21 protein-coding genes and 1 pseudogene are annotated in these 25,843 nt (G+C 44.2%); 7 read left to right on the top strand and 15 right to left on the bottom strand.

The annotated features are described in order from the left end of the window. Window positions 1-4 precede the first annotated feature (4 nt). From IGK14_RS00290 to IGK14_RS00255, 8 genes and pseudogenes are all read right to left on the bottom strand, one after another. A complete protein-coding gene (locus IGK14_RS00290; protein WP_010748506.1) occupies window positions 5-1,453 on the bottom strand; it encodes an FGGY-family carbohydrate kinase in 1,449 nt (482 codons plus the stop codon). A gap of 1 nt (window position 1,454) precedes the next feature. Then, window positions 1,455-2,396: a transketolase family protein gene (locus IGK14_RS00285; RefSeq protein ID WP_010748505.1), complete on the bottom strand. Its 942-nt coding sequence runs from the start codon at window positions 2,394-2,396 to the stop codon at window positions 1,455-1,457. Continuing rightward, window positions 2,383-3,219, bottom strand: a pseudogene (locus IGK14_RS00280) (transketolase). The gene IGK14_RS00285 and the pseudogene IGK14_RS00280 overlap by 14 nt, the downstream one beginning before the upstream one ends. After that, window positions 3,210-4,628, bottom strand: a complete 1,419-nt coding sequence (locus IGK14_RS00275; RefSeq protein WP_010748503.1) for an L-fucose/L-arabinose isomerase family protein — start codon at window positions 4,626-4,628, stop codon at window positions 3,210-3,212. Before IGK14_RS00275 ends, IGK14_RS00280 begins: the two are co-directional and overlap by 10 nt. A gap of 31 nt (window positions 4,629-4,659) precedes the next feature. Further along, on the bottom strand, window positions 4,660-4,947 hold the full coding sequence (locus tag IGK14_RS00270) for a hypothetical protein (protein ID WP_010748502.1): 288 nt from the start codon (window positions 4,945-4,947) through the stop codon (window positions 4,660-4,662). Between the two features lie 170 nt (window positions 4,948-5,117). Continuing rightward, window positions 5,118-6,125 (bottom strand): LacI family DNA-binding transcriptional regulator, encoded by a 1,008-nt coding sequence (locus tag IGK14_RS00265; protein WP_010748501.1) that lies wholly within the window; start codon window positions 6,123-6,125, stop codon window positions 5,118-5,120. Window positions 6,126-6,242: 117 nt separating this feature from the next. Beyond that, entirely contained in the window at window positions 6,243-8,264 is a 2,022-nt protein-coding gene (gene pulA, locus IGK14_RS00260; protein WP_010748500.1) for a type I pullulanase, read from the bottom strand. A 345-nt stretch (window positions 8,265-8,609) separates the two neighbouring features. Next, complete coding sequence (locus IGK14_RS00255; RefSeq protein WP_010748499.1) at window positions 8,610-9,224, bottom strand: TetR/AcrR family transcriptional regulator; 615 nt, start codon at window positions 9,222-9,224, stop codon at window positions 8,610-8,612. Between the two features lie 319 nt (window positions 9,225-9,543). On the opposite strand from IGK14_RS00255, the gene IGK14_RS00250 reads away from it, so the two are divergent. Genes IGK14_RS00250 through IGK14_RS00240 form a run of 3 tightly spaced genes read left to right on the top strand, consistent with a single transcriptional unit; the run spans window position 9,544 to window position 10,608 of the window. After that, on the top strand, window positions 9,544-9,870 hold the full coding sequence (locus IGK14_RS00250; RefSeq protein ID WP_005226473.1) for a PadR family transcriptional regulator: 327 nt from the start codon (window positions 9,544-9,546) through the stop codon (window positions 9,868-9,870). Then, the gene (locus IGK14_RS00245; RefSeq protein WP_010748498.1) at window positions 9,857-10,447 is read left to right on the top strand and encodes a DUF1700 domain-containing protein; all 591 of its coding nucleotides are present in this window, start codon (window positions 9,857-9,859) and stop codon (window positions 10,445-10,447) included. Before IGK14_RS00250 ends, IGK14_RS00245 begins: the two co-directional genes overlap by 14 nt. Beyond that, on the top strand, window positions 10,444-10,608 hold the full coding sequence (locus tag IGK14_RS00240) for a hypothetical protein (protein ID WP_005226470.1): 165 nt from the start codon (window positions 10,444-10,446) through the stop codon (window positions 10,606-10,608). Before IGK14_RS00245 ends, IGK14_RS00240 begins: the two co-directional genes overlap by 4 nt. 292 nt (window positions 10,609-10,900) lie before the next feature. On the opposite strand, the gene IGK14_RS00235 is transcribed toward IGK14_RS00240, so the two are convergent. Further along, a complete protein-coding gene (locus tag IGK14_RS00235) occupies window positions 10,901-11,386 on the bottom strand; it encodes a hypothetical protein (RefSeq protein WP_005226468.1) in 486 nt (161 codons plus the stop codon). 258 nt (window positions 11,387-11,644) lie between these two features. On the opposite strand from IGK14_RS00235, the gene IGK14_RS00230 reads away from it, so the two are divergent. Next, window positions 11,645-13,018, top strand: coding sequence for an MFS transporter (locus IGK14_RS00230; protein ID WP_438711414.1), 1,374 nt, complete (start codon window positions 11,645-11,647; stop codon window positions 13,016-13,018). Between the two features lie 121 nt (window positions 13,019-13,139). On the opposite strand, the gene treP is transcribed toward IGK14_RS00230, so the two are convergent. Further along, entirely contained in the window at window positions 13,140-15,119 is a 1,980-nt protein-coding gene (gene treP / locus IGK14_RS00225; RefSeq protein ID WP_010748496.1) for a PTS system trehalose-specific EIIBC component, read from the bottom strand. A 336-nt stretch (window positions 15,120-15,455) separates the two neighbouring features. On the opposite strand from treP, the gene IGK14_RS00220 reads away from it, so the two are divergent. From IGK14_RS00220 to treR, 3 genes are read left to right on the top strand one after another with little or no spacing between them, the layout of a single operon-like run. Then, on the top strand, window positions 15,456-18,083 hold the full coding sequence (locus IGK14_RS00220) for a glycoside hydrolase family 65 protein (protein ID WP_438711412.1): 2,628 nt from the start codon (window positions 15,456-15,458) through the stop codon (window positions 18,081-18,083). A 14-nt stretch (window positions 18,084-18,097) separates the two neighbouring features. Further along, window positions 18,098-18,748: a beta-phosphoglucomutase gene (gene pgmB / locus IGK14_RS00215; protein WP_010748494.1), complete on the top strand. Its 651-nt coding sequence runs from the start codon at window positions 18,098-18,100 to the stop codon at window positions 18,746-18,748. 54 nt (window positions 18,749-18,802) lie between these two features. Beyond that, window positions 18,803-19,519: a trehalose operon repressor gene (gene treR, locus IGK14_RS00210; protein ID WP_005226457.1), complete on the top strand. Its 717-nt coding sequence runs from the start codon at window positions 18,803-18,805 to the stop codon at window positions 19,517-19,519. 298 nt (window positions 19,520-19,817) lie between these two features. On the opposite strand, the gene rny is transcribed toward treR, so the two are convergent. From rny to IGK14_RS00185, 5 genes are all read right to left on the bottom strand, one after another. Then, window positions 19,818-21,392, bottom strand: coding sequence for a ribonuclease Y (gene rny / locus IGK14_RS00205; protein WP_005232891.1), 1,575 nt, complete (start codon window positions 21,390-21,392; stop codon window positions 19,818-19,820). A 243-nt stretch (window positions 21,393-21,635) separates the two neighbouring features. Further along, complete coding sequence (gene recA / locus IGK14_RS00200) at window positions 21,636-22,679, bottom strand: recombinase RecA (RefSeq protein ID WP_005226448.1); 1,044 nt, start codon at window positions 22,677-22,679, stop codon at window positions 21,636-21,638. A gap of 102 nt (window positions 22,680-22,781) precedes the next feature. Beyond that, on the bottom strand, window positions 22,782-24,020 hold the full coding sequence (locus IGK14_RS00195; protein WP_010748493.1) for a competence/damage-inducible protein A: 1,239 nt from the start codon (window positions 24,018-24,020) through the stop codon (window positions 22,782-22,784). A 127-nt stretch (window positions 24,021-24,147) separates the two neighbouring features. Beyond that, entirely contained in the window at window positions 24,148-24,729 is a 582-nt protein-coding gene (gene pgsA, locus IGK14_RS00190; protein ID WP_005226440.1) for a CDP-diacylglycerol--glycerol-3-phosphate 3-phosphatidyltransferase, read from the bottom strand. A gap of 132 nt (window positions 24,730-24,861) precedes the next feature. Continuing rightward, window positions 24,862-25,764, bottom strand: a complete 903-nt coding sequence (locus IGK14_RS00185; protein WP_159161176.1) for a helix-turn-helix domain-containing protein — start codon at window positions 25,762-25,764, stop codon at window positions 24,862-24,864. Window positions 25,765-25,843 lie beyond the last annotated feature (79 nt).

Below are 25,843 nucleotides of genomic sequence, written 5' to 3'. Positions count from 1 at the left end.
TCCTTTATCCTTCACTGAAAGCAGCTGATTTCTCAATGAACCGTTTCCATTTTTCATATTTCAAACGGATCACGGCCTGTTCGGCTTGCGGAACGATCGTGGTTTGCTGAATAGCTGGTTCATTCATGATTGGATTGGCAACAAGCATCGTGCCGATGGCTGAAAATTCTTCGACTTCGCTGACGATGACGGGTTTATTGATCAAAGTCGCTAATAAGCTCATCAAGGCGCGGTTTTTCGAAACACCGCCATCGATCATTACCTGATTGATCAGTCGTTCAGCGACTTCTTCCATCAAATCGATCACTGCTTTGATTTGAAAAATGATGCTTTCTAAAACGGCTTTCAACAGCTCATGAGTCGTCGTCGTGCGTTTCATGCCGACAAAGCTGGCAGTCATCGTATTATCCCAAAAAGGGGCACCCATTCCTTGCAATGCTGGGATAAAATAGATGTCTTCTTGACTGTCATTGGTCAGCACTTCTTGACAGATCTCAGCTACATCTGGCAGCGGAGCCACTTGCTCACTGAACCAGTTGATGGCGTCACCACAGGAACGGATGATGCCTTCTAGCGCAAACGCTGTTTCCTGGCTAGTTTGCCAGCCGACCGTCGTCAAAATGTGGCGATCTCGCAACGTCTGCTCCTGCTGCACTTGCATCATGATCGAACAACCGGTACCCATCGTGATTTTTACATCCCCAAGGCTTTGACAACCTTCCCCGAATAATGCCGCTTGTGAATCGGCTAAGATTCCTTTGATAGGGATTCCGTGATAGTTACCGAAAACCGTATCAGCAGGTTTGATCGCTGGCAAGTCTGCTAGATGGATGCCAAAAAGTTTGACGAGTTCTGCATCCCAACGGCCCTCTTCAATATTGTAAAACAATGTTCGGCAAGCGTTGCTGGCTTCTGTCGCAAATACCTTCCCTTGCGTTAAATTCCACAACAGCCAGCTGTCCATCGTACCGATCGCCAACTCGCCAGTTCCCGACTTTTCCTTGATAGCCGATAATTCTTGTGCCAGCCATTTCACTTTGGTGCCAGAAAAATACGGGTCTAAGCGTAAACCGGTCTTTTGATTGATCGTCCTTTCCCAGCCTTGTGCCGTCAATTCTTCACAAATCGCGGCGCTGCGGTTGCATTGCCACACGATCGCATTGTACAGGGGATTACCAGTCAATCGGTCCCAAGCAACGATCGTTTCTCGCTGATTGGTCAATGACAAGGAAACGATTTGATCTGCAGTGATCGCTTGTTCTTGAAACACTTGTGCCAGCAATTCTTGGACATTTTGCCAAATCTCAAGGGGATCATGTTCGACCCACCCGACTTTTGGATAAATTTGGCGGTGTTTTTTATCGTAACGCTGCAGGATTTTCCCTTCTTGAAACAGTAAGAGCTTGGTACCGGATGTACTCTGATCTAAAACCAGCTGATAGGTCTTGTCCATCTTAAGCTCCTAGAAACGCAACCGCTGTTTTCGCTATGGAGGCACCGTCTAAGCCATAATGGGCAAACAGTTCTGACGAAGAACCAGTAATCAAGGCTTCATCCGGAAAAGCAATGATTTTTTGTCGAATGTCCGTTTCTTCTGTCAGTGTTTCCGCCACGGCAGCTCCTAAGCCGTTGTATTGGCTGTGTTCTTCCACAGTGATCACGGTGCCTGTTTCTTTCGCCACTCGTTTGACCGTTTCTGAATCAAAGGGCTTCAAGGAATGAACATTTAAAACGGTAGCAGTGATACCTTGTTTTTCCAATAGCTCAGCAGCATCCAACGCTTGGCGCACGGTTTCGCCGGTGGCGATCAATGCGACATCTTGGCCGCTTCTCAGCTTAATGGCTTTGCCGATCTCAAAAGGATAATCTGCAGAATCATAACAATCTTCAACAGGATTGCGACCGAGACGGATATAGGCTGGTTCATTTGATGCCGCTAAGGCTTTAAACATTTGGATCGTTTCAAAGCGATCTGCTGGCAACAGCACTTGCAAATTAGGGATCGCTCGTGCCACTGCGATGTCTTGCAAGGAATGATGACTCATGCCTAATGCCCCATAACTGACACCGCCGCTGATACCTACGAGTTTGACATTCTTATTCGAATACGCGACATCGACTTTGATCTGCTCGATACTGCGCATGCTGAGAAAACAAGCTGGAGAGGCAACGAAAGGGCGTTTGCCCATATGGGCTAAGCCAGCCGCAATACTGACGATGTTTTGCTCTGCGATCCCTACTTCCACCAATTGTGTCGGTAATTCCTTGGCAAAAGGTGCTAACGAAGCGGAACCACGAGAATCACTGGTCAACACCGTGATCGCAGGATTCTTTTTTCCTTCTTCAATCAATACGTCGCACATCGCTTGGCGATTGGCAATATTATTTTTTCCCATGAGTCAAAACCTCCATTTGCTGATCAAGTTCGGCAATGGCTTGTGCAAGCTCTTCTGCCGTGGGCACTTTATGATGCCATTGCGCTTAATTTTCGGCTGCAGAATAGCCTTTGCCTTTGATGGTTTTAGCAATGATCAGCTTCGGTTGATTGGGCTGATGCGGTTTTTCTAATGCAGCCACCAAGGCAGCCATATCATTGCCATCAACGATATGCACATCCCAACCAAAGGCACGCCATTTTTCATCTAGCGGCTCCACTGCCATCACATCTTCCGAGGAGCCCGTGATCTGCAAGCCGTTGCGATCAATGATGGCGGTCAAATTGTCCAGCTGGTAGTTGGCAGCCGCCATGGCTCCTTCCCATACCGATCCTTCTGCTAATTCGCCATCTCCCAACAACGTATAGGTTTGATACGTGCGGTGATCCAGTTTGCCTGCCAAGGCGATCCCTACTGCGACAGGTAAGCCGTGGCCTAGCGAACCAGTATTCATCTCAACACCAGCTACTTTATTGTTTGGATGACCGATCAGTCGTGAACCAAATTGCGAAAAGGTGGCTAATTCTTCTTTCGGCAAAAAACCTTTGTCCGCTAAAACGGCCCATAGTACTTCTGCCGCATGTCCTTTACTTTGGATATACTGGTCACGATCTTGCTTTTGGGGCTCTTTCGCATCGACATTCATTATCCGATAATACAAGGCCACTAAAATATCGGTACAAGAAAGATCCGAACCAGTATGACCCGTTTTTGCTTGATAGATCAGCTCTAACACGGATTTTCGAATCGTTAAAGCCTTCATCTCCAGCTCGTTTATTTCCATGATTGATCCCCTCTCAAGTATGCTTTGACGTCTTCTTCGATTGGATCATAAAAATCTGGCTGCACGCCGATGTATTTGCACGCTTCATACAAGATCGGCACCACATTTTTTCTGACCGCCGCAACATGATGAATATAAGGGCCTTCAACGAGTTTGAATTCCAAGCGATTCAAATTTGCAAATTCCAGATAGAGATAGGTCCCTTGATTGTATGGGCCATCGATCCCTTTACCAGTACCCATCAGCAGTGAGTACTCGCCGTTGTCCCCATCAAAGCGACACAGCGTATACTCGTCTTTGATTGCCCGAAAAGCGACTGATCCTGGATAGTCAAAAACAAAATGTCGTTGCGGCAAGATCGGTTTGGTCTCTGCGGTGGAATAAGCAAAAACTCCTAAGTGCTGCAGCAATTCGCCATTCTCATTTTCTGGATGGCGGCAGTTGACATCCGCAAAGATTGCTCGGTGTTCCCCCAACGAAGCGGCTTCGACCAACAGTTCCGAGATCGCCCCATGGACATCCGTCTCACAGACAAAAGGCAAACCTTCTTCTTGTAACAGCGACAAGGAGGCATACGGTAAAATACCGATTTCGTCTTGTAAGGCCGTCCAACACTGGATGACTCCTGCATTGCAGCCGTAGCTTTCACATAAGTTTTGCAAAGCCACTTTAAGGGCTGCCACCATCTCCAAATCTTTCGCCGAAATTTGGACTTCCGTATTGGTTTCGAAATAATCAATGACTGCTTGCACTTTATCTGGCTGCTGTTCTTTGACTTTCTTGATTTCTTGCACCACTTCTTGGATCGGTACTGGTGATAGCGAAATATTGAAACGCTCCAATAGTTCGCCTTCGTTGCAGATCACAGTCCAAAAATCAAAGGGGCGTGGGCCAACTTGCAAGATTCGTGTTTGTTTGAAGGTCTTGACGACATTGCAGACTTTGATAAAGTCTTGCAAGCCGCGGGCAAATTCTGGTGAATCAATATCAGAATTTTTGACATAGGTGAAAGGTACCTTGAAACGGCGCAAGACTTTCCCAATAGCGAAAAGACCGCATTGCGTATCCCGCAAACGTGAACCGTCGGCGGCTGGCGTCTCATCTTTAGGTCCCCACAGTAAGACGGGGACATCTAGTTTTTTGGCTAGACGAGCACAGGCATATTCCGTACCAAAGTTTTCATTGGCTAGAAAAAGACCGTCGATCTTCGCTGCTTTGAATTTTTCGGCGATTTTTTCAACCCCTTCATCATCGTATAGTAAGCCGTCTTCGTTGATATCTAAAATATCTACATAATCAATGGCAAGTTCGTCCATTTTTTGTCGTGTCAGATTGGCGTACTCAATGGCTGCTTCTGCACTAAACAAATTTCTTCTAGTCGGGGCGAACCCGATGGTTACTTTATCCATAAAACCACCCTTTGCGTTTTAGTATATTTAGCTAAATTTTTATTTCTTCGACGATTCGTGCTACATTTTTGCTCAGAAATTCCTCATCCGTCAGTAAAACGATTTTTTTATCAGGAAAGGCTGCGGCGACTTTCGCTTGATTGAAGCGGGTTTGAGGAGCTAAAATCAAAAAATCATAGTCATTCCCCACCATAAATATTTCTGAAAAAGGCGCGGAATTGACTTGGTAATGCTGTTCATCCGCTAGTTGCTCTTTGAGCGCTTTGACGAGCAGTGCACTGGAGAGCCCAGTGGCACAAAAGAGACCGATCTGTGTCATCTATTCACTTCCTCAAAATGTAATCCCTTACTTTTTACACCTTAAATATAACACAAGCTAAATATTTTGCAATAGTTTTAGATAAATATTTTTGTTTAATAACTAAAAAAGGACAAAACGCTTGCTAAACGTTTTGTCCTTCTTCTTATTTTTCATATTATTTTTTATTCTTAATTGATGCTTTCGCGTTCGACGATCGTCGTGGCGACCAGCATTTTCAGATGGTTTTCATCTTCACTCGTGATTTTCTCGATCAAGCGTCGCACGGCTTGGCGACCAAGGTACACTTTATCTACTTTGACGGTGGTCAGTGGTGGGTTGCAAAATTCCGCCAAAGGAATATCATCGAACCCAACAATGGTCAACGGATGATCGGGAAACACTTCGCGAATGGCTTTCATGGCACCGATGGCGATATTGTCATTGACCGCAAAAAAAGCGCTTGGCAACGGTCGCTGATCGGCACGCAAGGATTCCAAATAGACCTTCATGTCTTGATAGGAGCCTTCCAAGGTGGGTTCTACTAAGGCTTCCGTCTCTTCATAATGGATCAGATCATGCTCTTGGATCGCTTGGATGAACCCTTGCTTGCGTTCCCGAAAGTTGTTGATTTGAAAGGTTGAATTGATGATGCCGATGTCACGGTGGCCTTTTTCGATCATCTTTTCAACGATCTCATAGGCACTGTCACGATTATTGATGGCGACAAAATCAAAGTCCTGCGAATTAAACACCGTATCTAAAATCACTAACGGTACTTCCAAATGGCGAAAGACTGCTAAATCTTGTTTTTCCAATTCCGTTCCTAACAATAGCAAACCATCTGCTAATTCTGGACGGATCTTTTCAATCGGGTCTTCTTCTGGTGCCAGTGTGATATGGGAAATGACCAGTTCATAGCCTAACGCACTGCACTCCATTTCGATTCCTCGGATCAATTCAGAAAAGAAAGGCGTATCCCCTACGACATTTCCTTGTTTGTTCATTACGACAAATTTGATTTTTTGGCTTTCCGTTTTTTTAATTTCTCGCTGATCAAAATACCCCATATCACGAGCGATCTTCAAGATCGCTTGCCGTTTTTGTTCACTGATCCCCTTACGATTGTTGATCGCATTAGAGACTGTTCCGCTGGAAACGCCAGCTTTTCGGGCAATATCAGAGATCACAACTTTCATTTGCTCACCGCTTTCTGCTTCTCATTCTGTTAAAAGTATAGCAAAAGAATTGTTTTTTTACTACCAAAAAAGCTAAAACAAACTAAAATTTTTAGTTTGTTTTAGCTTCTACTTTGATTAGTTACTTTGTTCCGCCAAAATGCAGAAGGACAATGGGTCGATGGTTATCCTTGGCGCTGCTACGCCGCGAGAAGCGATCCCAGCTCCTTTGGGGTCAGCAACGAGGTGCCAAGAAGTATTTTCTGTTGTCGTCGGTAAGTCAAAGGACCAGCTTTCTTCCGTGCTGTTGAGTAAAACGAACAAGGAACGCCATGGATGCTGTTTGTCACGATTGGGTACTTGATACGCCAAGCGATTTTCATCCTTTGTCTCATAAAAGACCATGCTTTCAGTCGTTTGGGTCGTGGCATCTCTCAATGGTGCATAGGACTGCCGCAATGCCCACAAGCCCCGATACAGCTCGCGCAATTCTTTGAAGGTTTTGGCACGTGCCCAATCCAGCTGATTGACTACCAGTGGCGAACGGAAGGAGTTTTCATCGCCTTCTTTGGTACGGCCAAATTCTTCCCCAGCTTGGGTCAGCACGGCTCCTTGGCTAGTAAACAAAATGGCTGCTGCTAGTTTGTTACGGGCTAAAAGCTCACGATCAAAATCATAATTTCTTTCCTTCGCTGAAGCTTGCATGGTTGCCACCAGTTTGTCCCATAAGGTCAAATTATCATGGACTGACGCATAGGCGATCACTTGGCGGGGCGATTTTGCCCAACGCTCGGCGCCTTCTTGCCCAGCAACTTTCGTATTTCCTTGAATCGCCGTTGCCAAATTTGCTGCATAAAAGGTTTGCTTGACTTGCGGTTGACCATTCATTCCTTGAATAAACGCGCCGTCTGTTTCTTCAAAGACATCGCCTTTGATACTGTCTCTTAAATCATTGCTAAAAACCGCAACGCCTTCTGACAGTGCCCAAACATTGCTTTTGTTCGCTGGGATATTCGGCTGAATAATTTGATTGCTGCCGGCATCCCATGGCTCGCCGTATAAAATCACATGGCTGAAGCCGGCATCATCTAGGCGTTGCCGCAACTGGTTCATGGTTTCCACATCGATCAAGCCCATCAAATCAAAACGAAAGCCGTCGATTTTGTATTCTTGCGCCCAATATAAAACTGAATCAATGATAAATTTGCGCATCATTTTCCGTTCAGAAGCCACTTCATTGCCGCAAGCAGAACCGTCCGCAAAATTCCCCGCATCATCTTGGCGGTAGTAATAATCAGGCACCGTCAAATTAAACCATGATTCTTCTGTGATCGCAGTGTGATTGAAGACCACATCCATTACAACGCCGATGGCTTCTTCATGCAGCGATTGGATCATTTGCTTGCATTCACGAATCCGCGCCTTGGGATCACTAGGATCAGAAGCGTATCGTCCTTCAGGGACATTGTAATTTTTCGGATCATAGCCCCAGTTGTAGGCAGACGAAGTTTCATCATTGTCAAAATCGAAGATCGGCAGCAGATGAACATAATTGATCCCCAGCTCTTTTAAATAAGCCATGCCAGTTGGTTGACTTTCATCCCCCACCAGATGGGTCTTTTTTTCAGTAAAGGCTAAATATTTCCCGCGATTTTCTGGTGAAATCCCGCTGTTTTCGGCGCCACTGAAATCTTCGACATGCAATTCCCAAATATAGGCATCTGTGATCGATTGCTGACCGACGCCGTGAGTCTCCTGCCAGCCTTCAGGATCTGTTTCCTTTAAATCAATGATGGCCCCACGGTTCCCGTTGATCCCTACTGCCTTGGCATAAAGATCCACCGCTTCGACTTTTTGACCGTCTCGTTGAAATTCAAACGTATAAAACAGCTCTTTGACGGTTTCTTCCGTCGTGACTTGCCAACAGTTGTCTTCTTGGACCATTGGCAGTGTCAGCAGGCGATCGTCAGTCCCAGCGACACCGCTTTGATAAATCAATACTGAAACAGCCTCTGCCTCTGGTGACCAGCATTTGAACGTGGTTTGCTGTCCTTGAAAAGTCACACCAAGATCATTCCCGTGATACGTATGTTCTTCTAAAAAACCGATCCTGCGATCGATCGCAATCTTTTTTTCTCCATACTGCGTGTTTTGTCCCATCAAAATTCCTCCATTCAACGTTGCTAACTATAAAACCCAGTTACTTTTCTGCTATTTCTACCTTCTCATATTTCTTGAAAATTGCCAACAATAAGCCGCCTTTTCTTTGACCTAAAAATAAGCCTTAACACTACAGACAAGCCCTTTTCTTATTTTGCTAAACGACTCCGCACCTCTTTTTATCAAAAGAAAAACCCCCACTCGTTGAACGGCTCTTAAAGAATAGCTATTGCTTCTAATCTTTAAGATCACTGCTCCGATGGGGATTGTTGAAAAAGAAGAAATCAATAATGGCAATGATAGCTGTCACAATATTCTGAAATCTCTTCCTCTCTTTCTCGCTATCTATTGATCACTTACAGCTAGACCTGATTCGAGTAAGGTTTTAGGTAAATCACCTTGATAAAAATCGACTGGTTCATGAAGGACTCGCTGCCAATAATTTTGTGTCTCTTTCAAAAAATTAGCATTATCTTGCGTATTTCCTTCACGAATAAACAGCAATACCAACCCACTAAAAAAGATCAAGGCTTTTTCATGATATTTTCTCAGATCGCTTTTATGCGCACATTGAAAAACAGCTGATTCAGCAATTGCTTCTTGAAAATAAGCAAAAGAACGCTCTTTTATGTAAGGACCACAGCCAATATCATTTAAAAAAAGTGCGAAAAAGAGGTTACGATTGCGGCTGGCAAATACGTAATAGTCCTGCCAAAAGCTGTATAAGGAATCGAGTGTCTCTTCTGACTCTTTTTTTGTTTCGTGAATGTCGCGAAATACATCATCAACCATCGCCTGTTTATAATTTTGCATGTTTGAAAAATTTAAATAGATCGGTTGGGTCGATGTTCGTGCATATTTAGCAATGTCGCGGACAGTGATTGGTCGATAAAGATATTCCACCAGATATTTTTTTAAGCAATTGATCAAATATTTTTTCGTAATCGTTGCTTTTCTCATAATACCCCTTCCTTTCTGGACGTCACCAATTCTTGCTGATGTTCGTCTCATTCACTTTGACTACTTGCAGCTTTTAGAAGCACAACCAACGCCCATTTTCTTACTGAAAGTAATCTTTATACTTCTACTTTAACAAAAAAGAGCACGTTAACCTATACTTTCCGCTGATTTTCTTAATTTTATTTTTTATTTTTGACCATTTTATTAAAGAAACTCTTGTTGTCTTATGGTGCTCAGACTTAAGGCTGATTTTGACTGGTGCTGCTTGTGGAATGATACTATGTAATGTATAGTATGAGTATGAACAGGAGGAGAGCCTTTGGATGCCCAATTAAAAAAAGGATTATTGGAAATTTGTGTTTTGGCTTATTTGCAGCATGGTGACTCTTATGGCTATGAATTAGTCAAAAACATATCTCCTTTACTGCCAATCTCAGAATCAACGCTCTATCCTATCTTGAAGCGCTTAGAAGCCAGCCGAGCGGTTGAGACTTATAATAAAAGCCATCAAGGACGGACCCGAAAATATTACCGCTTGACCAAAATCGGAAAACAGCGGATCGACGATTTTTTAACCAACGACTGGCCCCAATTGACATTGATCCAGCGATTTATTAAAGGAGGAACATTAGATGAACAGAGTTGATTTTATCAAGGCATTGGCTGCGGAATTATCTGAAAAAGTCAGACCTAGCGAGATTCATCAGCTGATCAACTATTATGACGAGATGATCGAAGATTTGATGGAAGAAGGATACACCGAAGAAGAAGCCGTGGCACGCCTTGGCTCCCCAAAAGAACTGATCCAAGCAGTTACCGAAACGGAAGAGGTCGTAGTAGAGATTCCCCGCCGCTTTCATCCCTTTTTGCTCTTGATTTTAGTACTGGGCTTCCCATTGTGGGGCAGCCTCTTGTTAAGTGCCGCTTTGCTGATCCTAAGCTTTTTAATAATCATCTGGTGTGTGCCTTTCACCACTGGCATGATTGGTGTCACTACGTTTATCGGTGGGATCGCCAGCGTTGTCTTAAGTCCCATGCTGATGGCGGATGGTTTCTATCTCTTTTTAAGTCAATTAGGCATGGGGATTTTCTTATTTGGTTTAGGGCTGCTTTGCCTGATCGCCACTTATAGTATGAGCCGACCTTTTTCCCGTCTTACCCACTCCCTTGTCGTTTGGCCGAAATCATTTGTTCAAAACTATCGAAAGAAGGCAGTCCTATGATCAAAATCAATAAGCGCTTTTTCGTTTTTCTCAGTCTGTTGTTTATTATTCTCGGACTGGTCATCACCTTTATCGGTTTTTCAATGTCAGGCTACTCACCTGATGCCTACCATATTGAGCATCGTCGCTGGTATCAACTCGTTGGTTTCTATACGGAATAACAGACGGAAAATAATTATAAGTTGATTTTTTCGTCAGAAAAACTAGCAATTTTCATTAATTTCATGTATCGGTGAAAAAATTGAACTTCTCTTTTTGACGGAACCATATTACTATATAGGTACATCCTGTATCCTATTTCATAGGGTAACCAGAAAAACCCATACCATCCTATGGGTTTTTTTGCTGTCTATAAAAGCAAAAAAACGTGCCGCAAGTCCAGGTATCGCCAAGCCAGCTGTTTTAGCTAACCTTGGCAGAACCTGTCTGCAGTACGTTTTTTCTAATGATCGATTATTCCCCTAGTACTGGCTGTTCTTGCACAGTGCCAATAGGAAACAAGGCGCGAAACACCCGGCGAACGATTGGACCTGCAATGAACAATTGCAACGGCAATGCGACGATCACATTTTTCCCAATGTTGCTTAGCCAATTGACGAACACCGAGTGATCAGGGTTTGGGTGCATCAACGCACCAAAGAGTGACATACAGATCACCATGCCGGCGATCATCAATGAAGAAATCAAACCGATTTTTTTCCAAGTAGCTGATTGATGGTCCAAAAATCGAAACGCCAAACCTTTTGCCGGACCAGAAACAATGAACCAATCCAAAATAAAGGCGACACAAAGGGCTAATGGCAATTCATTCCACGCCAATTGGAATGCCAATGCCGAAACACCGACTTGAAACATGAGGTTATAAACACTCATAAAATACACCATGAAAATACACATAAGTGTCGTATAGATCAAACTTTCTTTTTTATTGATGGGCATGTAACAACTTCCTTTCTCTTTTTCGTACTCGACTATTCTAGCAGAAGAAAATTTTTCGTGTAAGTAAAAGTTTGAAAAATTTCAAAAAAGTTTTTTGCTATTTTTTTATCCACTTCTCTTGACACTTTCTTATGAAGTCAGTAGAATAGCGATAGATTAAATCGTACAGATAACAAGCGGGTTCGCTTGTCGAGAGAGAGGCGGTTTCTATGAGAATAGAAACGGTCTCTTTTTTTGCGAATTTTTAGAGGTGAGAATATGGAAAACAACAAAAAACTCGTGGGGGCGATCCTCGCAACCGGATTGATGTCATTTGCAGGTGTGCTGATTGAAACAGCCATGAATGTAACGTTTCCGACATTGATCGATCAATTTACGCTTTCAACATCCGATGTTCAATGGGTGACGACCATCTACTTACTGGTCATCTCCATCATTGTCCCAATATCGACCTACCTTTTGAAACGCTTCTCATTGAGAACCTTGTTTCTAGCTGCCAACGCCTTTTTCCTTGTTGGCTTGGTGATCGACTTTTTATCGCCGACGTTTGCCATTTTGCTGATTGGCCGCTTTTTCCAAGGTGCCAGCACAGGGATCGCACTGCCTTTGATGTTCCACATCATTTTGACTTACTCCCCCTTTGAAAAACGGGGAGCGGCAATCGGCTTAGGGAATTTGACCACTTCCATCGCTCCAGCGATCGGACCGACATATGGGGGCTTATTGACCGCCCATTGGTCTTGGAATGCGATCTTTCTTTTCTTGATCCCAGTCTTGCTGATCTCCCTAGTACTCGGCCTTTACTCGATCCCTAAAACGGCTGGGGCAAAAGACACTTCCCTGGATTTACTGAGTGTATTAGGAATCGCCTTGATGTTCAGCGGCTTCTTATTGTTCTTGAATCAAGTAGGCACCTTAGCGAGTCTACTGCCGCTGCTTTTCGGTTTCATTGGTGCTGGCTTGTTTTATCAACGCTCAAAAGGCCCGAACCCTTTGATTCGTTTGGCTGTTTTGAAAAACCGTAGCTTCAGTTTGTTTCTGTTTGGCTTTCTTGTTTGTCAGTTCCTTTTACTGGGCATTTCCTTTGTCTTGCCGAACTTTGTCCAACTCGTCTTGGGAAAAGATGCCTTTACTGCAGGATTAGTTATGCTTCCTGGGGCGGCGATCGGGGCGATCCTTGCGCCGATCTCTGGTCGGTTGCTGGATAAAGTTGGACCGAAAAAACCGATCCTGTCTGGTTTGACGTTGATTGCCATCGGTTGGCTCGCCTTAGCCCTCGTTTTGCGTTCGCCTTTCATTTGGAGCCTAGTTGCTGGACATGTCTTTTACATGATCGGGATCGGCTTAGCCTACAGCAATATGATGACCACCGGCTTAAACAAGCTGACTCCTGCGTTGTACGCGGACGGTAATGCGATCTTTAATACGCTGCAGCAATTTTCTGGTGCAGTGGCGACGGCTGTGGTGGCGACCATTATCAATTTGGCACAAAATGCGGCGACCGATTACACCCAAGGGACGGTCATCGGCTCTCAAATCGCCTTATTCTTTTTGTGGGCCTTAGTCTTACTGACTTTCCTATTAACGATCAACTACTTCCGCAAAAGCACCGACAAAAAAGCCGTCAGCTAACTGCGGCTTTACCCATTGAAAACCAAGAAAAAAGCCGCTCTCCCTTGAGGGCGGCCATAAAAAAATCCGCTTCCGATCCCCCTTCTTAGTCAAAGGGCGCTCTCGGAAACGGATTATTTTTTTAGTTTAATTCAGCGGAACCAACCGCTGTTTTGGCTGTCACTGTGCCTGTGGTCGTCAATGAAAGCTGACGCACTTTTTCGGCATTCGTGATGACTGTTAAAACATCTGTCTGTTTGCCAGCTGCGGTCACTGCATCTAGATCCATCACTGCAATCTTCGTTTCTGGTGTGACCGTGTCACCTTCAGAAACAAGGACCTCAAATGGCGCACCTTTTAATTCCACAGTATCTAAGCCCATATGAACAAGAACTTCCGCGCCACCAGGCGTTAAAATCCCAATTGCATGCTTTGTTTCAAAAATGCTAGAGATCGTACCTGCAACAGGAGCATAAATCGTTCCATTCGTTGGCTGAACAGCAAAGCCGTCACCCATCATTTTTTGAGAAAAGACAGGATCAGAAACTTCAGTGATGGCAACTACTTTCCCATCAGCTGGAGCATAAAGGGTTTCTTCTGAAACTTGTGCTGCTTCTGGGGCTGCAGTTGTCGGTGCAGCCGTCGTTGGTGCAACAACCGCTGCTGCAGCTGTATCAGCAGCCAATTGCGGTTCTAATTTATTTAAGAAGGTAACTTTTCTAAAGATGATGGTGCAAACAAACGTGATGGCAATCGTCACCGCCATTGAGATGAAGACCATTGGATAGTTTTCAATTTTAAATGATAAGAAGCCAGGCAGTCCCCCTACACCAATACCTAATGCACGGGTATTCGTTGCAGTGATCAGCATTCCACCAAAGGCAGAACCTACCATTGCTGCGACAAATGGGTAAACATATTTCAAATTGATCCCGAACATCGCTGGTTCAGTAACCCCCATGTAAGCAGAAATCGTTGCTGGAACAGAGACTTGTTCTTCTTTTTTATTGCCACGGTGAAGGAACCAAATCGCCAATACTGCCGTACCTTGCGCAATATTTGACAGCATGATCATTGGCCAAAGGTTGGTTGTCCCAAAATCCGCTACTAATTGAGAGTCGATCGCTAGCGTTGTATGATGCAATCCGGTAATAACCAAAGGCGCATACAAGCCACCGAAAATGAAACCAAATAACCAGTTTAATGGTGAGGTCAAGCCAGCATTTACGACCCAAGAAATGCCTGATCCGATTTGCCAACCGATTGGACCTAACACCATGTGGGCTGCTAAAATAGTTGGCAGCAATGAGAACAATGGAACGAAGATCATTGAAACCGCTTCTGGAATCCATTTCCGGAAGAATCTTTCAAGATAAACCAATAAGAAACCTGCCAGCATTGCTGGGATCACTTGTGCTTGATACCCAATTTTATCAATAGTGAAGAACCCGAAGTCCCACGTATAATTTTGAGCAATTTCTGCAGCAGAAGTTGAACTTACTGAATAAGCATTTAATAATTGCGGTGAAACCAATGTAATCCCTAAAACAATCCCTAATATTTGCGTGGTTCCCATCTTACGTGTAATACTCCAAGTAATCCCTACTGGTAGAAAGTGAAAGATGGCTTCACAGGGCAGCCATAAAAAGCCGTTGACACCGTTCCAAAAAGTAGAAGCTTGTGTAATGGTTTGTCCACCTAGAGCTTCTAGCGGTACACCTTCTAAGAAATTTCTCAGCCCTAGCATCAAACCACCGACAATAATCGCTGGTAATAACGGGGTAAAGATCTCAGCTAACGTAGCGATCGCTCGTTGCACGATATTTTGATTGTTTTTTGCAATCGCTTTACTTTGTTCTTTAGAAACACCTTCTATTCCTGATACATCGGTAAAATCATTGTAAAACGTTGAGACATCATTGCCGATAATGACTTGGAATTGTCCCGCATTGGTAAACATTCCTTTGACACTTGGAATTTCTTCAATTGCCTTTTCGTTTGCTTTTGACTGATCGTTCAAAACAAAACGCATCCGTGTCGCGCAATGTGTTACTGCGGCGATATTTTCTTTGCCGCCAACATATTCCAGCAGCTTCTCAGCATCATCACGATACTTTCCCATAATTAATAAACCCCTTTCATCTCCACTTGTATATATATGTTTTGATTACGCACTAATCATAACTTGATAATTTTGATATTGCAAGCGTTTCAAACCAATTTTTTTTACTTTTTCTATAAACAATACAAGCAAATAGCAAAGGTACCATATAAAAACCTTGATAAATAAACGTTTTTTAAAATGTTTCATTAATATAAAATAATATTGCCAACAACTTTATTTACTGTTTATTTGACAAAAAAGAATAAAAAAACAGGCTAGATAAATTGAAATAGCTTACAATTTACGTTATAATCATTTTGCATGTATAGACAAGTTTAAAGGAGGACAACTACTGTGAATACGATTATATTATCTAAGGAACAATGGCTGTTAACGGATCAAACTGGTACGACCTATCCGTTTTCTGGGACTGACAGTGAACGCGTTGCCGCACTGACCGCGCAGCTGCAGCAAATGGAAGGTGGCGGGATCGTCTCTGAATCGCTGGTGTTTACAAATGAAGAAGGGACTTTTTCACTGGACCAATGGTTGACAGAAAAATTGAATCGTCCCTTTGTTTGCACTACGAAAGAACAGTATGAAGAAAAAACTGCTGAAATTCCTTGGCGCCTCGAATACTATGGCTACACCCCTGGTAAAGATGAATACTCGGTGGAGTCACTTTTAACCGTCGGTAACGGCTATTTAGGGCTGCGAGGCACAACGCCTGAGATGACCATTTGTGAAGCGAACTATCCAGGACTGTATTTAGCAAGTCTTTACAATACGGTGGAATCGGATGTTTCTGGTCATACCATCAGCAATGAAGACTTCATCAATGCACCGAATCTGCAAAAAATGTACGTAAAGATCGATGATGAAGTGATCGATATCGCCAACAATCAGCTCCTTTCCTTTAAACGGACATTGGATCTGAAGACCGGCTTGTTCCAATCAGTGGCAGAAATTGAAACCAAAAAACAAAAGCGTCTGCGAATCGAAACGAAGAAGATCGCCAATATGCAAGACGTTCACCAATACAGCTTGGTCTATCAGTTTACCCCGCTGAACTTTTCTGGCACCGTTACCTTCGTCAGTGAAGCCGACGGATCGGTCTATAACTATAACGTCGCTCGTTACCGTAGTTTAACCAACCAGCATTTGACCGTGAAAGAGGCAGCAGCTGAACAAAGCAAAGCGCATTTAGTGGTCACCACTAACCAATCACAGATTACCGTTGTCCAATCCTCTGAACTGTTTTCACAGGACCTGCCATTGGCTGAGCTGCAAGCTGAAACAAATGACCAGCTCATCCGTCAGCAAGTAACCCTTGAGGTGACGGAAGGACAAACTTATCGGGTCGAAAAATCAGTCACTGTTGCCGCTTATCGCCAAGAAGAGCCGCAACCGGCATTTACGTTTTCTTCCTTAGCATTACCTGATTTTGCGACGATGTATACCGCCTCAAAACAAGCCTGGGCTGAATTATGGGCAAAAGCGGCCATCGAAGTCACTGGTGACTTGATGTCGCAAAAAATGCTGAATCTGCATACGTATCATCTGCTGGTCTCCGCAGCACCGAATGCTTATCAGGAGTCCTTAGATGCCAGTATCACTGCCCGTGGCCTACATGGTGAAGCCTATCGCGGTCATATTTTCTGGGATGAACTGTTTATCTTACCGTTTTACATTCTACATTTTCCTGACACCGCCAAAGAAATTCTGCTGTATCGCTACCGCCGCTTAGCTGCTGCCAAAAAAGATGCCCAAAAAGCTGGCTACCAAGGCGCCATGTTCCCATGGCAATCAGGATTGGATGGCAGTGAGCAATCCCAAGAACTGCATTTGAACCCTATCAGCGGCGAATGGAAAGAAGATCACAGTCGCTTGCAACGCCATGTCTCCTTAGCGATCGCTTATAACATTTGGCAATACTGGCACAACACGCAAGATCGAGTCTTCATGGAACAATATGGGTTAGAATTGATGTTAGAAGTCGCTCATTTCTGGCAAAGTGCTGCCACCTGGGATGATGCTGCTCAACGTTACTTTATCGATAAAGTCATGGGACCAGATGAATTTCATGAAAGCTACCCAAATAGTGAACAAGGCGGCTTGAAAAACAACGCCTATACCAATATGATGGTAGTATGGTTGTTTGAAGAGATCGAGAACCTTCAACAACAACTTTCAGCAGAGAGCTTCCAAGCGGTATTAGAGAAAACGGCTTTAACCCCTGCAGATATTGCTGCTATGGCAGATATTCGTACCAAGCTGGGCTTAGAGATCGATCCAGAAGGCATCATTGCACAATTTGAAGGGTACTTCCAGCTGGAAGATCTGGATTGGGCTCACTACAAAGAGAAATATGGCAACATCTATCGGATGGACCGCATCTTGAACGCTGAAGGCAAGAGTGCTGACAGCTACAAAGTCGCGAAACAAGCGGATAGTTTGATGATTTTCTACAATTTCTCAAAAGAGCAAGTCAATCAGATTTTGGCAGATCTTTCTTACCAGCTGCCAACAGACTATATTGAAAAAAATCTCCATTATTACTTGGCTCGTACCTCCCACGGCTCGACGTTGTCACGCATCGTTCATGCCCAGTTGGCGGCAATGGTAGATGATCAGGAGTTGGCTTGGTCATTATACCAAGAAGCCCTCTCTTCTGATTACCGTGATATCCAAGGCGGGACTACAGCAGAAGGCATTCACGCCGGTGTCATGGCTGCTACGTTGTTTATTCCATTAACCACTTTTGCTGGGATCGATATTCGAGAGGAGCAGCTGCAGATCACGCCAAACTTGCCGAAAGCTTGGGACAGCTTAGCCTTTCAGCTAGAAGTTCGCGGCACCCGCTTTGCGATGAATGTTACACATGAAACATTGACGATTACCGCTGATCAGCCAGTCATGATCTTAGTGAATGGGCAACAAGTTTCTCTAGAAGCAAAGAAAGAAGCAACGATTACTTACTAAAAGGAGTGTTACACATGAAAAAAGGATTTATTTTTGATTTAGACGGCGTTATCACGGATACGGCCAAATACCACTACATTGCATGGAAAGAATTAGCTGCGGAGATCGGGATCGAGATCGATTTGAAGTTCAACGAGCAGTTAAAAGGCATCAGCCGCATGGACTCTTTAGAGCGAATCTTAACCCTAGGCAACAAAAATGATGCCTACACAGAAGTCGAAAAAGAAGCGTTAGCGACGAAGAAAAATACCCACTATGTACAATTGTTACAAAGCTTGACTCCTGATGATCTATTGCCAGGGGTGAAGACATTCCTTGATGAAGCCAAAGCAAAAAACATTCCTTGTGCGATCGCTTCGGCATCCAAAAATGCGCCGTTTATTTTGGACAAACTTGGGGTCATGCAAGACTTTGATACGATCGTTGACCCAGCAACCTTGAAAAAAGGCAAACCAGATCCAGAGATCTTTATCCAAGCAGCGCTGGCACTAGGCATTGAACCGGCAGAAGCAGTTGGCTTTGAAGATGCTCAAGCTGGGATCGACGGCATCAAAGCTGCTGGTATGTATGCGGTAGGCGTTTATTCAGGAGAAGAATTACACGGTGCAGATGTGATCGTTGAAAAATTAACGGACCTAAACATTGACGAACTTTTGGCGAAATAGTCGATTGCATTTCCAAATTGGCCTCGCTATAATAGCCAAAGAGGGGGCAATCCGATGAACAAGTTCAAAGAAATATTTTTAGATTTAGAACAAAAAATTCTAGCAAACGAATACCCTCCGCATTCTTTGCTGCCTAGCGAAAACCAATTGATCAAAACTTATGGTGTCTCCCGCGAGACTGTCCGTAAGGCATTGAATTTATTGCGGGATGCTGGTTATATCCAAAAGAAACAAGGGAAAGGTTCGATCGTTTTAGACTTGAATCGCTTTGATTTCCCGATTTCTGGCTTGACGAGTTTTCGAGAGCTGCAAGATACCCAACGCATTCCTAGTGAAACAAAGGTTGTCGAGATCCGCAAGATCGCCGTTTCGCCAAAGCTGCACGAGACCACTGGTTGGCCTGTTGCTTCTGAGGCATGGAAACTGATCCGTCAGCGGAGAATTGATGGAGAAGTGGTGATTTTGGATAAAGATTACCTTGATGCTTCTATCATCGAAGAGTTGCCAGAAAACCGAGCGAAAGTATCGATTTTTGATTACTTTGAAAATGATCTTGGCCTTGAGATCGCTTATGCACAAAAAGAAATCACTGTTGACCCCGTCAACAAAGAATTGCGGGATCTAATGGATCTGCGTCCTGAAGATCAGCATGTCGTTACGGTTCGCAGCCTCGTGTATCTAGAAGACACGCGCTGTTTTGAATACACCGAATCGATCCACCGACTGGATAAATTCCGCTTTGTGGACTTTGCCCGCCGACGCAAGATTTGATGGACGTATAGACGTGAAACACATGAAACAGACCTGGACTTCCCCGAGAAGTCTGGGTCTGTTTTGTTTTTCAATAGCCCCCGACTCGATAATACTGGATCGATCCTCCCATTTTTCGCCTCTGTCGCTATCGAGCCATCCTTTTGCTTGTTCGTTGTTCTGTTGCCGACGAATAAAAAAGGCACGATCATTTATGGGACTGATGAAATAGAGTCGATTTTGCACAACTCAGCCGTCCTTATTGACAATCAGCTACACAAAAAAGCAGTATCCTCTCAGAGGATACTGCTTTTGCTTGCTATTTGGCGTAATCCGTTGCGCGGGTCTCGCGAATAACGGTTACTTTGATATGACCTGGGTAATCCAAATCGTCTTCGATCTTCTTGCGGATGTCGCGAACCAATCGTACAGCATCCAAATCAGAAATCTCTTCTGGTTTGACCATTACACGGACTTCACGTCCGGCTTGGACTGCAAAACTGGAATCGACCCCTTTGAAGCCGTTGGCGATATTTTCTAGGTTTTGCAAGCGGCGAATATAATTTTCCAATGATTCGCTGCGGGCACCTGGACGGGCTGCTGACAAGGCATCTGCGGCTGCAACTAAAACAGAGATAACCGATGTTGCTTCAACATCTCCATGGTGAGAAGCAATCGCATTGATCACCACACCATTTTCTTTGTATTTGGCAGCTAACTCAGCCCCGATCTCAACGTGAGAGCCTTCAATTTCATGGTCAAGGGCTTTCCCGATATCATGCAAGAGTCCGGCACGTTTGGCTAACTGGATATCTTCGCCTAATTCTGCGGCAAGAACACCGGTTAGTTTTGCGACTTCGATCGAGTGGTTCAAGACGTTTTGTCCGTAGCTGGTACGGAAACGCAAACGACCTAAAATCTTGATCAAGTCTGGATGAAGGGTGTGGGCGCCGACTTCAAAGGCTGCTTGTTCCCCATATTCACGAATATGCTCATCCATTTCTTTCCGAGATTTTTCGACCATTTCTTCAATTCGAGCTGGATGGATCCGGCCGTCTTGAATCAGTTTTTCAAGGGTCATACGAGCAATTTCACGGCGAATCGGATCAAATCCTGATAAGACGACTGCTTCTGGCGTGTCATCAATGATCAAATCGATCCCTGTCAATGTTTCAAGGGTGCGAATGTTCCGACCTTCTCTTCCGATGATTCGACCTTTCATCTCATCGTTTGGTAATGATACGACCGATACCGTGGTTTCAGACACTTGGTCTGCGGCACAACGTTGGATTGCTAAGGACAAGAGATTTTTTGCTTTTCGATCTGCTTCTTCCTTCGCACGCTGTTCAGATTCTTTGACCATGATCGTTAATTCATGGTTCAATTCCTCTTCCGTTGATTTCATGATCAACTCTTTTGCTTCATCTCTAGACAGCGCAGCGATGCGCTCTAATTCTTTCTGTTGTCCATCGATTAAGTTTTCTACTTCTTTTTCTCGCTCGTCAATTAATTGTTGTTTCTCACTAAGTCTGCCTTCTTTATCTTCAAGTGAGCGTTCTCGTTTTTCCAAAGAATCGTCCTTACGATCAAGAACTTGTTCTCTTTGGAGTAAACGATTTTCTTGTGATTTTAAATCAAGTTTGCTTTCTTTCAACTCACTTTCAATCTCTGACCGATACTTCTGATTTTCTTCCTTAGCTTCTAACAATGCTTCTTTTTTAAGAGTTTCTGCTTCTTTCTTAGCGCTTTCGATAATTCCAGCTGCAGAATTTTGGGCGCCGTTGATTTCTTTCTCATGACGAGATTTCGTCACATAAACTCCTAATCCAAGACCGACAATTAAACCGATGATAGCGAGGAGAATGTAAAGTAGTTCCAATGAATCCACCTCCATACTATCTTTTTAAATATTTTGTAATTTTGATTAACAAAGGATAACAAAATTATCAATTCGCTACTTCTTATGTGGAAATCCACATACGTTTATTCTAATGTTTGAACCCAAGAGTGTCAACTTTAAATAATAAAGTAAACTTTCGCAACCCTTCCTTTTTACGGATGTTTTTTCAACAATGGACGAATCTAGCAAAAAGCCACAAAAAAGCCAAACAACGAGGTTGTTTGGCTTTTTCAAGACTTAGTCGTCTAATGGTAATTCTTCTTGCGCTTCCTCAAGGGTTACGGTCTCTCCTGTTCCAATCCCGTAAGCATCGCGGACGCGAGCAGAAACTTCTAACATCATTTCTTGGTGTTCACGCATGTAGTTTTTGGCGTTTTCACGACCTTGACCGATACGATCCCCTTTATAGGCATACCACGCACCGCTTTTATCGACGATGTCTTGTTCCACAGCCATATCCAGCAATTCGCCTTCTTGGGAAATCCCTTGACCATACATCATGTCGACTTCTGCTACTTTAAATGGTGGCGCTACTTTGTTTTTGACTACTTTGATCTTCGTGCGGTTCCCGATGATATCTGTACCGGATTTCAATTGCTCAGCACGACGTACTTCCAAACGGATGGTTGAATAGAATTTCAACGCACGGCCACCAGGCGTCGTTTCTGGATTCCCGAACATGATCCCAACTTTTTCCCGAATTTGGTTGATAAAGATCGCGATCGTTTTCGTTTTGTTGATGGAACCAGAAAGTTTCCGTAATGCTTGTGACATCAAACGTGCTTGCAAACCAACGTGGGTATCACCCATTTCACCGTCGATCTCCGCCCGTGGGACTAAAGCTGCTACCGAGTCAATGACCACGATATCAACCGCACCACTTGAAACTAAGGCGTCAGCGATCTCTAATCCTTGTTCCCCTGTATCTGGTTGTGATAACAAAAGATCATCGATATTTACACCTAATTTTTGCGCATATTGAGGATCTAACGCATGTTCGGCATCGATAAATGCTGCTGTTCCGCCATTTTTTTGGACTTCCGCAATGGCATGTAAAGCAACTGTCGTTTTACCAGAACTTTCTGGGCCGTAAACTTCTACGATCCGTCCTCGTGGGTAACCACCTACACCTAATGCAACATCCAAGGCCAATGAACCACTTGGGATCGTTGAAATTTGTTGATCAACTTTTTCGCCAAGCTTCATGATGGCACCTTTACCATAGTTCTTTTCAATCTTCTTTAGTGCAGCATCTAAGGCTGCTTTACGATCATCTGCCAAACGGATAATCCTCCTTATATTCATCACTTTCGTGTGTCGTTCATAAGATAATAATAGTCCTTCTGACGGGAAATTGCAAGAAAAAACGAACAAACATTCGCATTAATTTAATAATTCCTTACGTATTTGATTTAAGCCCGCCATGACAGCACTATGCCGAATATAGGCGCGGTCGCGGTTGAAGTGATACAGCTGGCTCGAGACGCCTTTGTCAGAAGCTAAGGCGATCCAAACGGTACCTTTAGGCTGACCTTCTAACTCGTCTGGACCAGCAACACCCGTAAACGCCACCGCATAATCGGTCTCGGCTTGTTTGCGGGCATAGACGGCCATTGCTTCCGCACACTCCTGACTAACAGTCCCATAGCTTTCCAAAAGCCCTGGATCGATGCCTAAGAGCTTGCTTTTTGTTGCAGCAGAATATGTCACGAACCCACCGGGAAACACCTCAGAGACGCCAGGAATCCCTCCTAGGGTCGCTTGGAACAAACCAGCGGTCAAACTTTCCGCTGCGGTGACGGTTTTCTTTTTCTCGATCAGTCGCTCGACGACTGTTTCTGCCAGCGAATTTTGTTCCCCATACCCATAGAAATACGCACCGACCCGTGCTTGGACGGTTTCTTCTAACGCATCCAATTGTTTGATCCCTTGCGCCTCGTCTGCGGTTTTGACCGTCAGACGCAGCGTGACCTCATTGGGTTTGGCATAAGGAGCGATGGTGGGATTGACTTGATTCTCGATCAAATCGGCCAATTCTGTGACCAACGCCGATTCCCCGATCCCGTAATAGCGCAAAACGCGAGAAAGCAAGACTTCTTCTTGGGGAAACTGCTCTAATAGAAGTGGTTTTGCGTGGGTAAGAAACATCGCCTGCAGTTCACTTGGTGGTCCCGGCAGCAGCAAATAACTGGTAGCGGTTGTCTGATAAAAGATCCCGATCGCTAGTCCATTGGGATTTGGCAAAGACACACAGTCTTTAAAAACGAGGGTCTGCCGCAAATTGTTTTCCGTCATTCTCCGTTGACTGTTTTCAAAGAAGGCTTTCAATTGGTGATAACCTGGTTCATCTCTGACTAACTCTTGTCCCACATGACGGGCAGTGACTTGTTTCGTCAAGTCATCGTCGGTGGGCCCTAAACCGCCACATAATACGATCAAGTCGCTGCGTTTGTCGGCGATCGTCAGCAATTCCTCTAAGCGATTGGGGTTGTCCCCGACAACACTATGATAAAAAACATCGATCCCAAGACTTGCCAGTTCTTCTGACAAGAAGGTCGCGTTCGTATTCACCACCTGTCCTAAAAGTAATTCGGTCCCGACTGCAATAATTTCTGCTTTCATTCGTTTACTCCTTCATTTATCAGATACGTAAAAGTCTTTCATATTGACAAAAAAAGTCCAGAAAACTTCTGAACTTTCGTGACTTGTATCCTTGTTTTTATCGCTTCTTTATCTAGATCTAGAAATTTTACATAGAATCTTTAAAAACATTCGTATTTTTTATGAAATAATCGACCCCGGAATAGATCGTGAAGATCAAACATAGATACAACATGATTTGATCGATAGGCAAACCGATCATTGAAAAGGGAATGTTGTTCAAGAACAAGAAAATGATCGCAACCATTTGTGTCGCGGTTTTGATTTTCCCTGGCCACGCAGCAGCCATGACTTCCCCGCTTTGTTCCACTAACAACAAGCGTAAACCCGTCACTGCCAACTCGCGGCAAACGATGATCGAAACTACCCAGCCTGGGGCTTTGTCTAATTCAACCAGCATGATAAAAGCCGTCATGACGAGCATTTTATCTGCTAACGGGTCAGCAAACTTCCCGAAGTTGGTAACAAGGCCTCTGGAACGAGCGATCTTGCCATCTAGCCAGTCTGTAATGCTGGCTGCCGCAAAAAGGATCGCTGCAATAAGGTGCGTGTTTTCTAATTGTGTCGTACCAACGGTCAGCGTGCCAAGATCGATTGGCAAAACCAAGACCAAAATAAAGATGGGGATCATAATGATCCGTAATACAGTTAATTGATTGGGTAAATTCACGAAATAGACTCCTCTCTGCCGACTATTGTACGAAATAACGGCAAATCATGCCACTACTTCTGCTTTTCAATGGTCGGATGCAACAGATAACTTTTTAGCTAATGATACCTCAATAAGGCGCATTTGTCAGATTTATGCCGCATCGTCTTGGTATTCAATCACGAGGCGGACTGTCTTTTGTAACAATTCAAATTGCGGGTCAGAAAAGTCCACTTCCTGACCATTGGCAGTGATGGAGATATTTTGACTTGCGCCCAGGGTCAAGGTCGCATTCGTGGCGCCTTCTGGCAGCGTCATCGATTGCGTTTCTCCCGCTTGAACAGTGTATTGGTACACATAAGCGTTGTCGACTTGTACACCGACCCAACAAGAAGCATCTAGCCCAGTAAATGCTAATTCAATAGGATTTTCCGCATCTTTCATCGTGATCGTGATCGACGATTGCGTCGAATCACTGGCAGTCATCGTCATTTTCGCTTCGCTGGATTCCGTCGTACTTGAAGACTCCGTCACTTCACTCGAAGTACTGGTTTCTTCCGTACTTGACGTGGTGGAAGCGGTAGACGCTGAATTTTCTACCACAAGAGAAGAGCTTCCTTGGATCATCGGCGTTGTATTCCGGTCTTGCCAAGCCATGTAGCCCACGATACTCACGATCGTAATGGCCACCAAGCCTAATAGAATCATCGGCAAATAGCGGACGACAAATGAGCCGCTTTTTTCTTCTACGTGCTGTGCTTTTCGTGAGCCGCTGACGGTTTCAGGCTGCGGTCTTTTTGGTAAGGGGGCGTCTAACGTATCTTTGCCATCAAAAACGGCTACCAATTTGTCGCCGTCTTCTCCAACCGCTGCTGCATATTGGCGAATAAACGCACGGACATAAAAAGTGCCTGGCAATTGATCAAAACGCTCTGCTTCAATTGCTTCTAAATAGCGTTTTTGGATCTTTGTCATTTGTTGTAATTCAATCAATGAAATGTTTTTATCTAAACGGGCTTGCCGTAATTTTGCTCCAATCGTTGTTTCGTTGGCCACTCGATCATCTACTCCAGTCTTTTATTCATCTTTAAAAAAAGCCCTAAAATCGCTTCGCTGCTTGTCGTAAGGTCAGCAA

The sequence above is a fragment of the Enterococcus sp. DIV0970a genome, assembly GCF_051711265.1.
Classification (GTDB): Bacteria; Bacillota; Bacilli; order Lactobacillales; family Enterococcaceae; genus Enterococcus_D; species Enterococcus_D casseliflavus.
This window is presented reverse-complemented; position numbering and strand designations above follow the sequence as displayed.

Coding starts and splice junctions, on each gene's coding strand:
- IGK14_RS00195 (WP_010748493.1), bottom strand. CDS start 24,020: ATGAAAGCAGAAATTATTGCAGTCGGGACCGAATTACTTTTAGGACAG.
- IGK14_RS00240 (WP_005226470.1), top strand. CDS start 10,444: ATGATCAAAATCAATAAGCGCTTTTTCGTTTTTCTCAGTCTGTTGTTT.
- pulA (WP_010748500.1), bottom strand. CDS start 8,264: ATGGGACAAAACACGCAGTATGGAGAAAAAAAGATTGCGATCGATCGC.
- pgmB (WP_010748494.1), top strand. CDS start 18,098: ATGAAAAAAGGATTTATTTTTGATTTAGACGGCGTTATCACGGATACG.
- rny (WP_005232891.1), bottom strand. CDS start 21,392: ATGGAGGTGGATTCATTGGAACTACTTTACATTCTCCTCGCTATCATC.
- treR (WP_005226457.1), top strand. CDS start 18,803: ATGAACAAGTTCAAAGAAATATTTTTAGATTTAGAACAAAAAATTCTA.
- IGK14_RS00245 (WP_010748498.1), top strand. CDS start 9,857: ATGAACAGAGTTGATTTTATCAAGGCATTGGCTGCGGAATTATCTGAA.
- IGK14_RS00255 (WP_010748499.1), bottom strand. CDS start 9,224: ATGAGAAAAGCAACGATTACGAAAAAATATTTGATCAATTGCTTAAAA.
- IGK14_RS00230 (WP_438711414.1), top strand. CDS start 11,645: ATGGAAAACAACAAAAAACTCGTGGGGGCGATCCTCGCAACCGGATTG.
- IGK14_RS00265 (WP_010748501.1), bottom strand. CDS start 6,125: ATGAAAGTTGTGATCTCTGATATTGCCCGAAAAGCTGGCGTTTCCAGC.
- IGK14_RS00285 (WP_010748505.1), bottom strand. CDS start 2,396: ATGGGAAAAAATAATATTGCCAATCGCCAAGCGATGTGCGACGTATTG.
- IGK14_RS00270 (WP_010748502.1), bottom strand. CDS start 4,947: ATGACACAGATCGGTCTCTTTTGTGCCACTGGGCTCTCCAGTGCACTG.
- IGK14_RS00275 (WP_010748503.1), bottom strand. CDS start 4,628: ATGGATAAAGTAACCATCGGGTTCGCCCCGACTAGAAGAAATTTGTTT.
- treP (WP_010748496.1), bottom strand. CDS start 15,119: ATGGGAAAGTATCGTGATGATGCTGAGAAGCTGCTGGAATATGTTGGC.
- IGK14_RS00290 (WP_010748506.1), bottom strand. CDS start 1,453: ATGGACAAGACCTATCAGCTGGTTTTAGATCAGAGTACATCCGGTACC.
- IGK14_RS00235 (WP_005226468.1), bottom strand. CDS start 11,386: ATGCCCATCAATAAAAAAGAAAGTTTGATCTATACGACACTTATGTGT.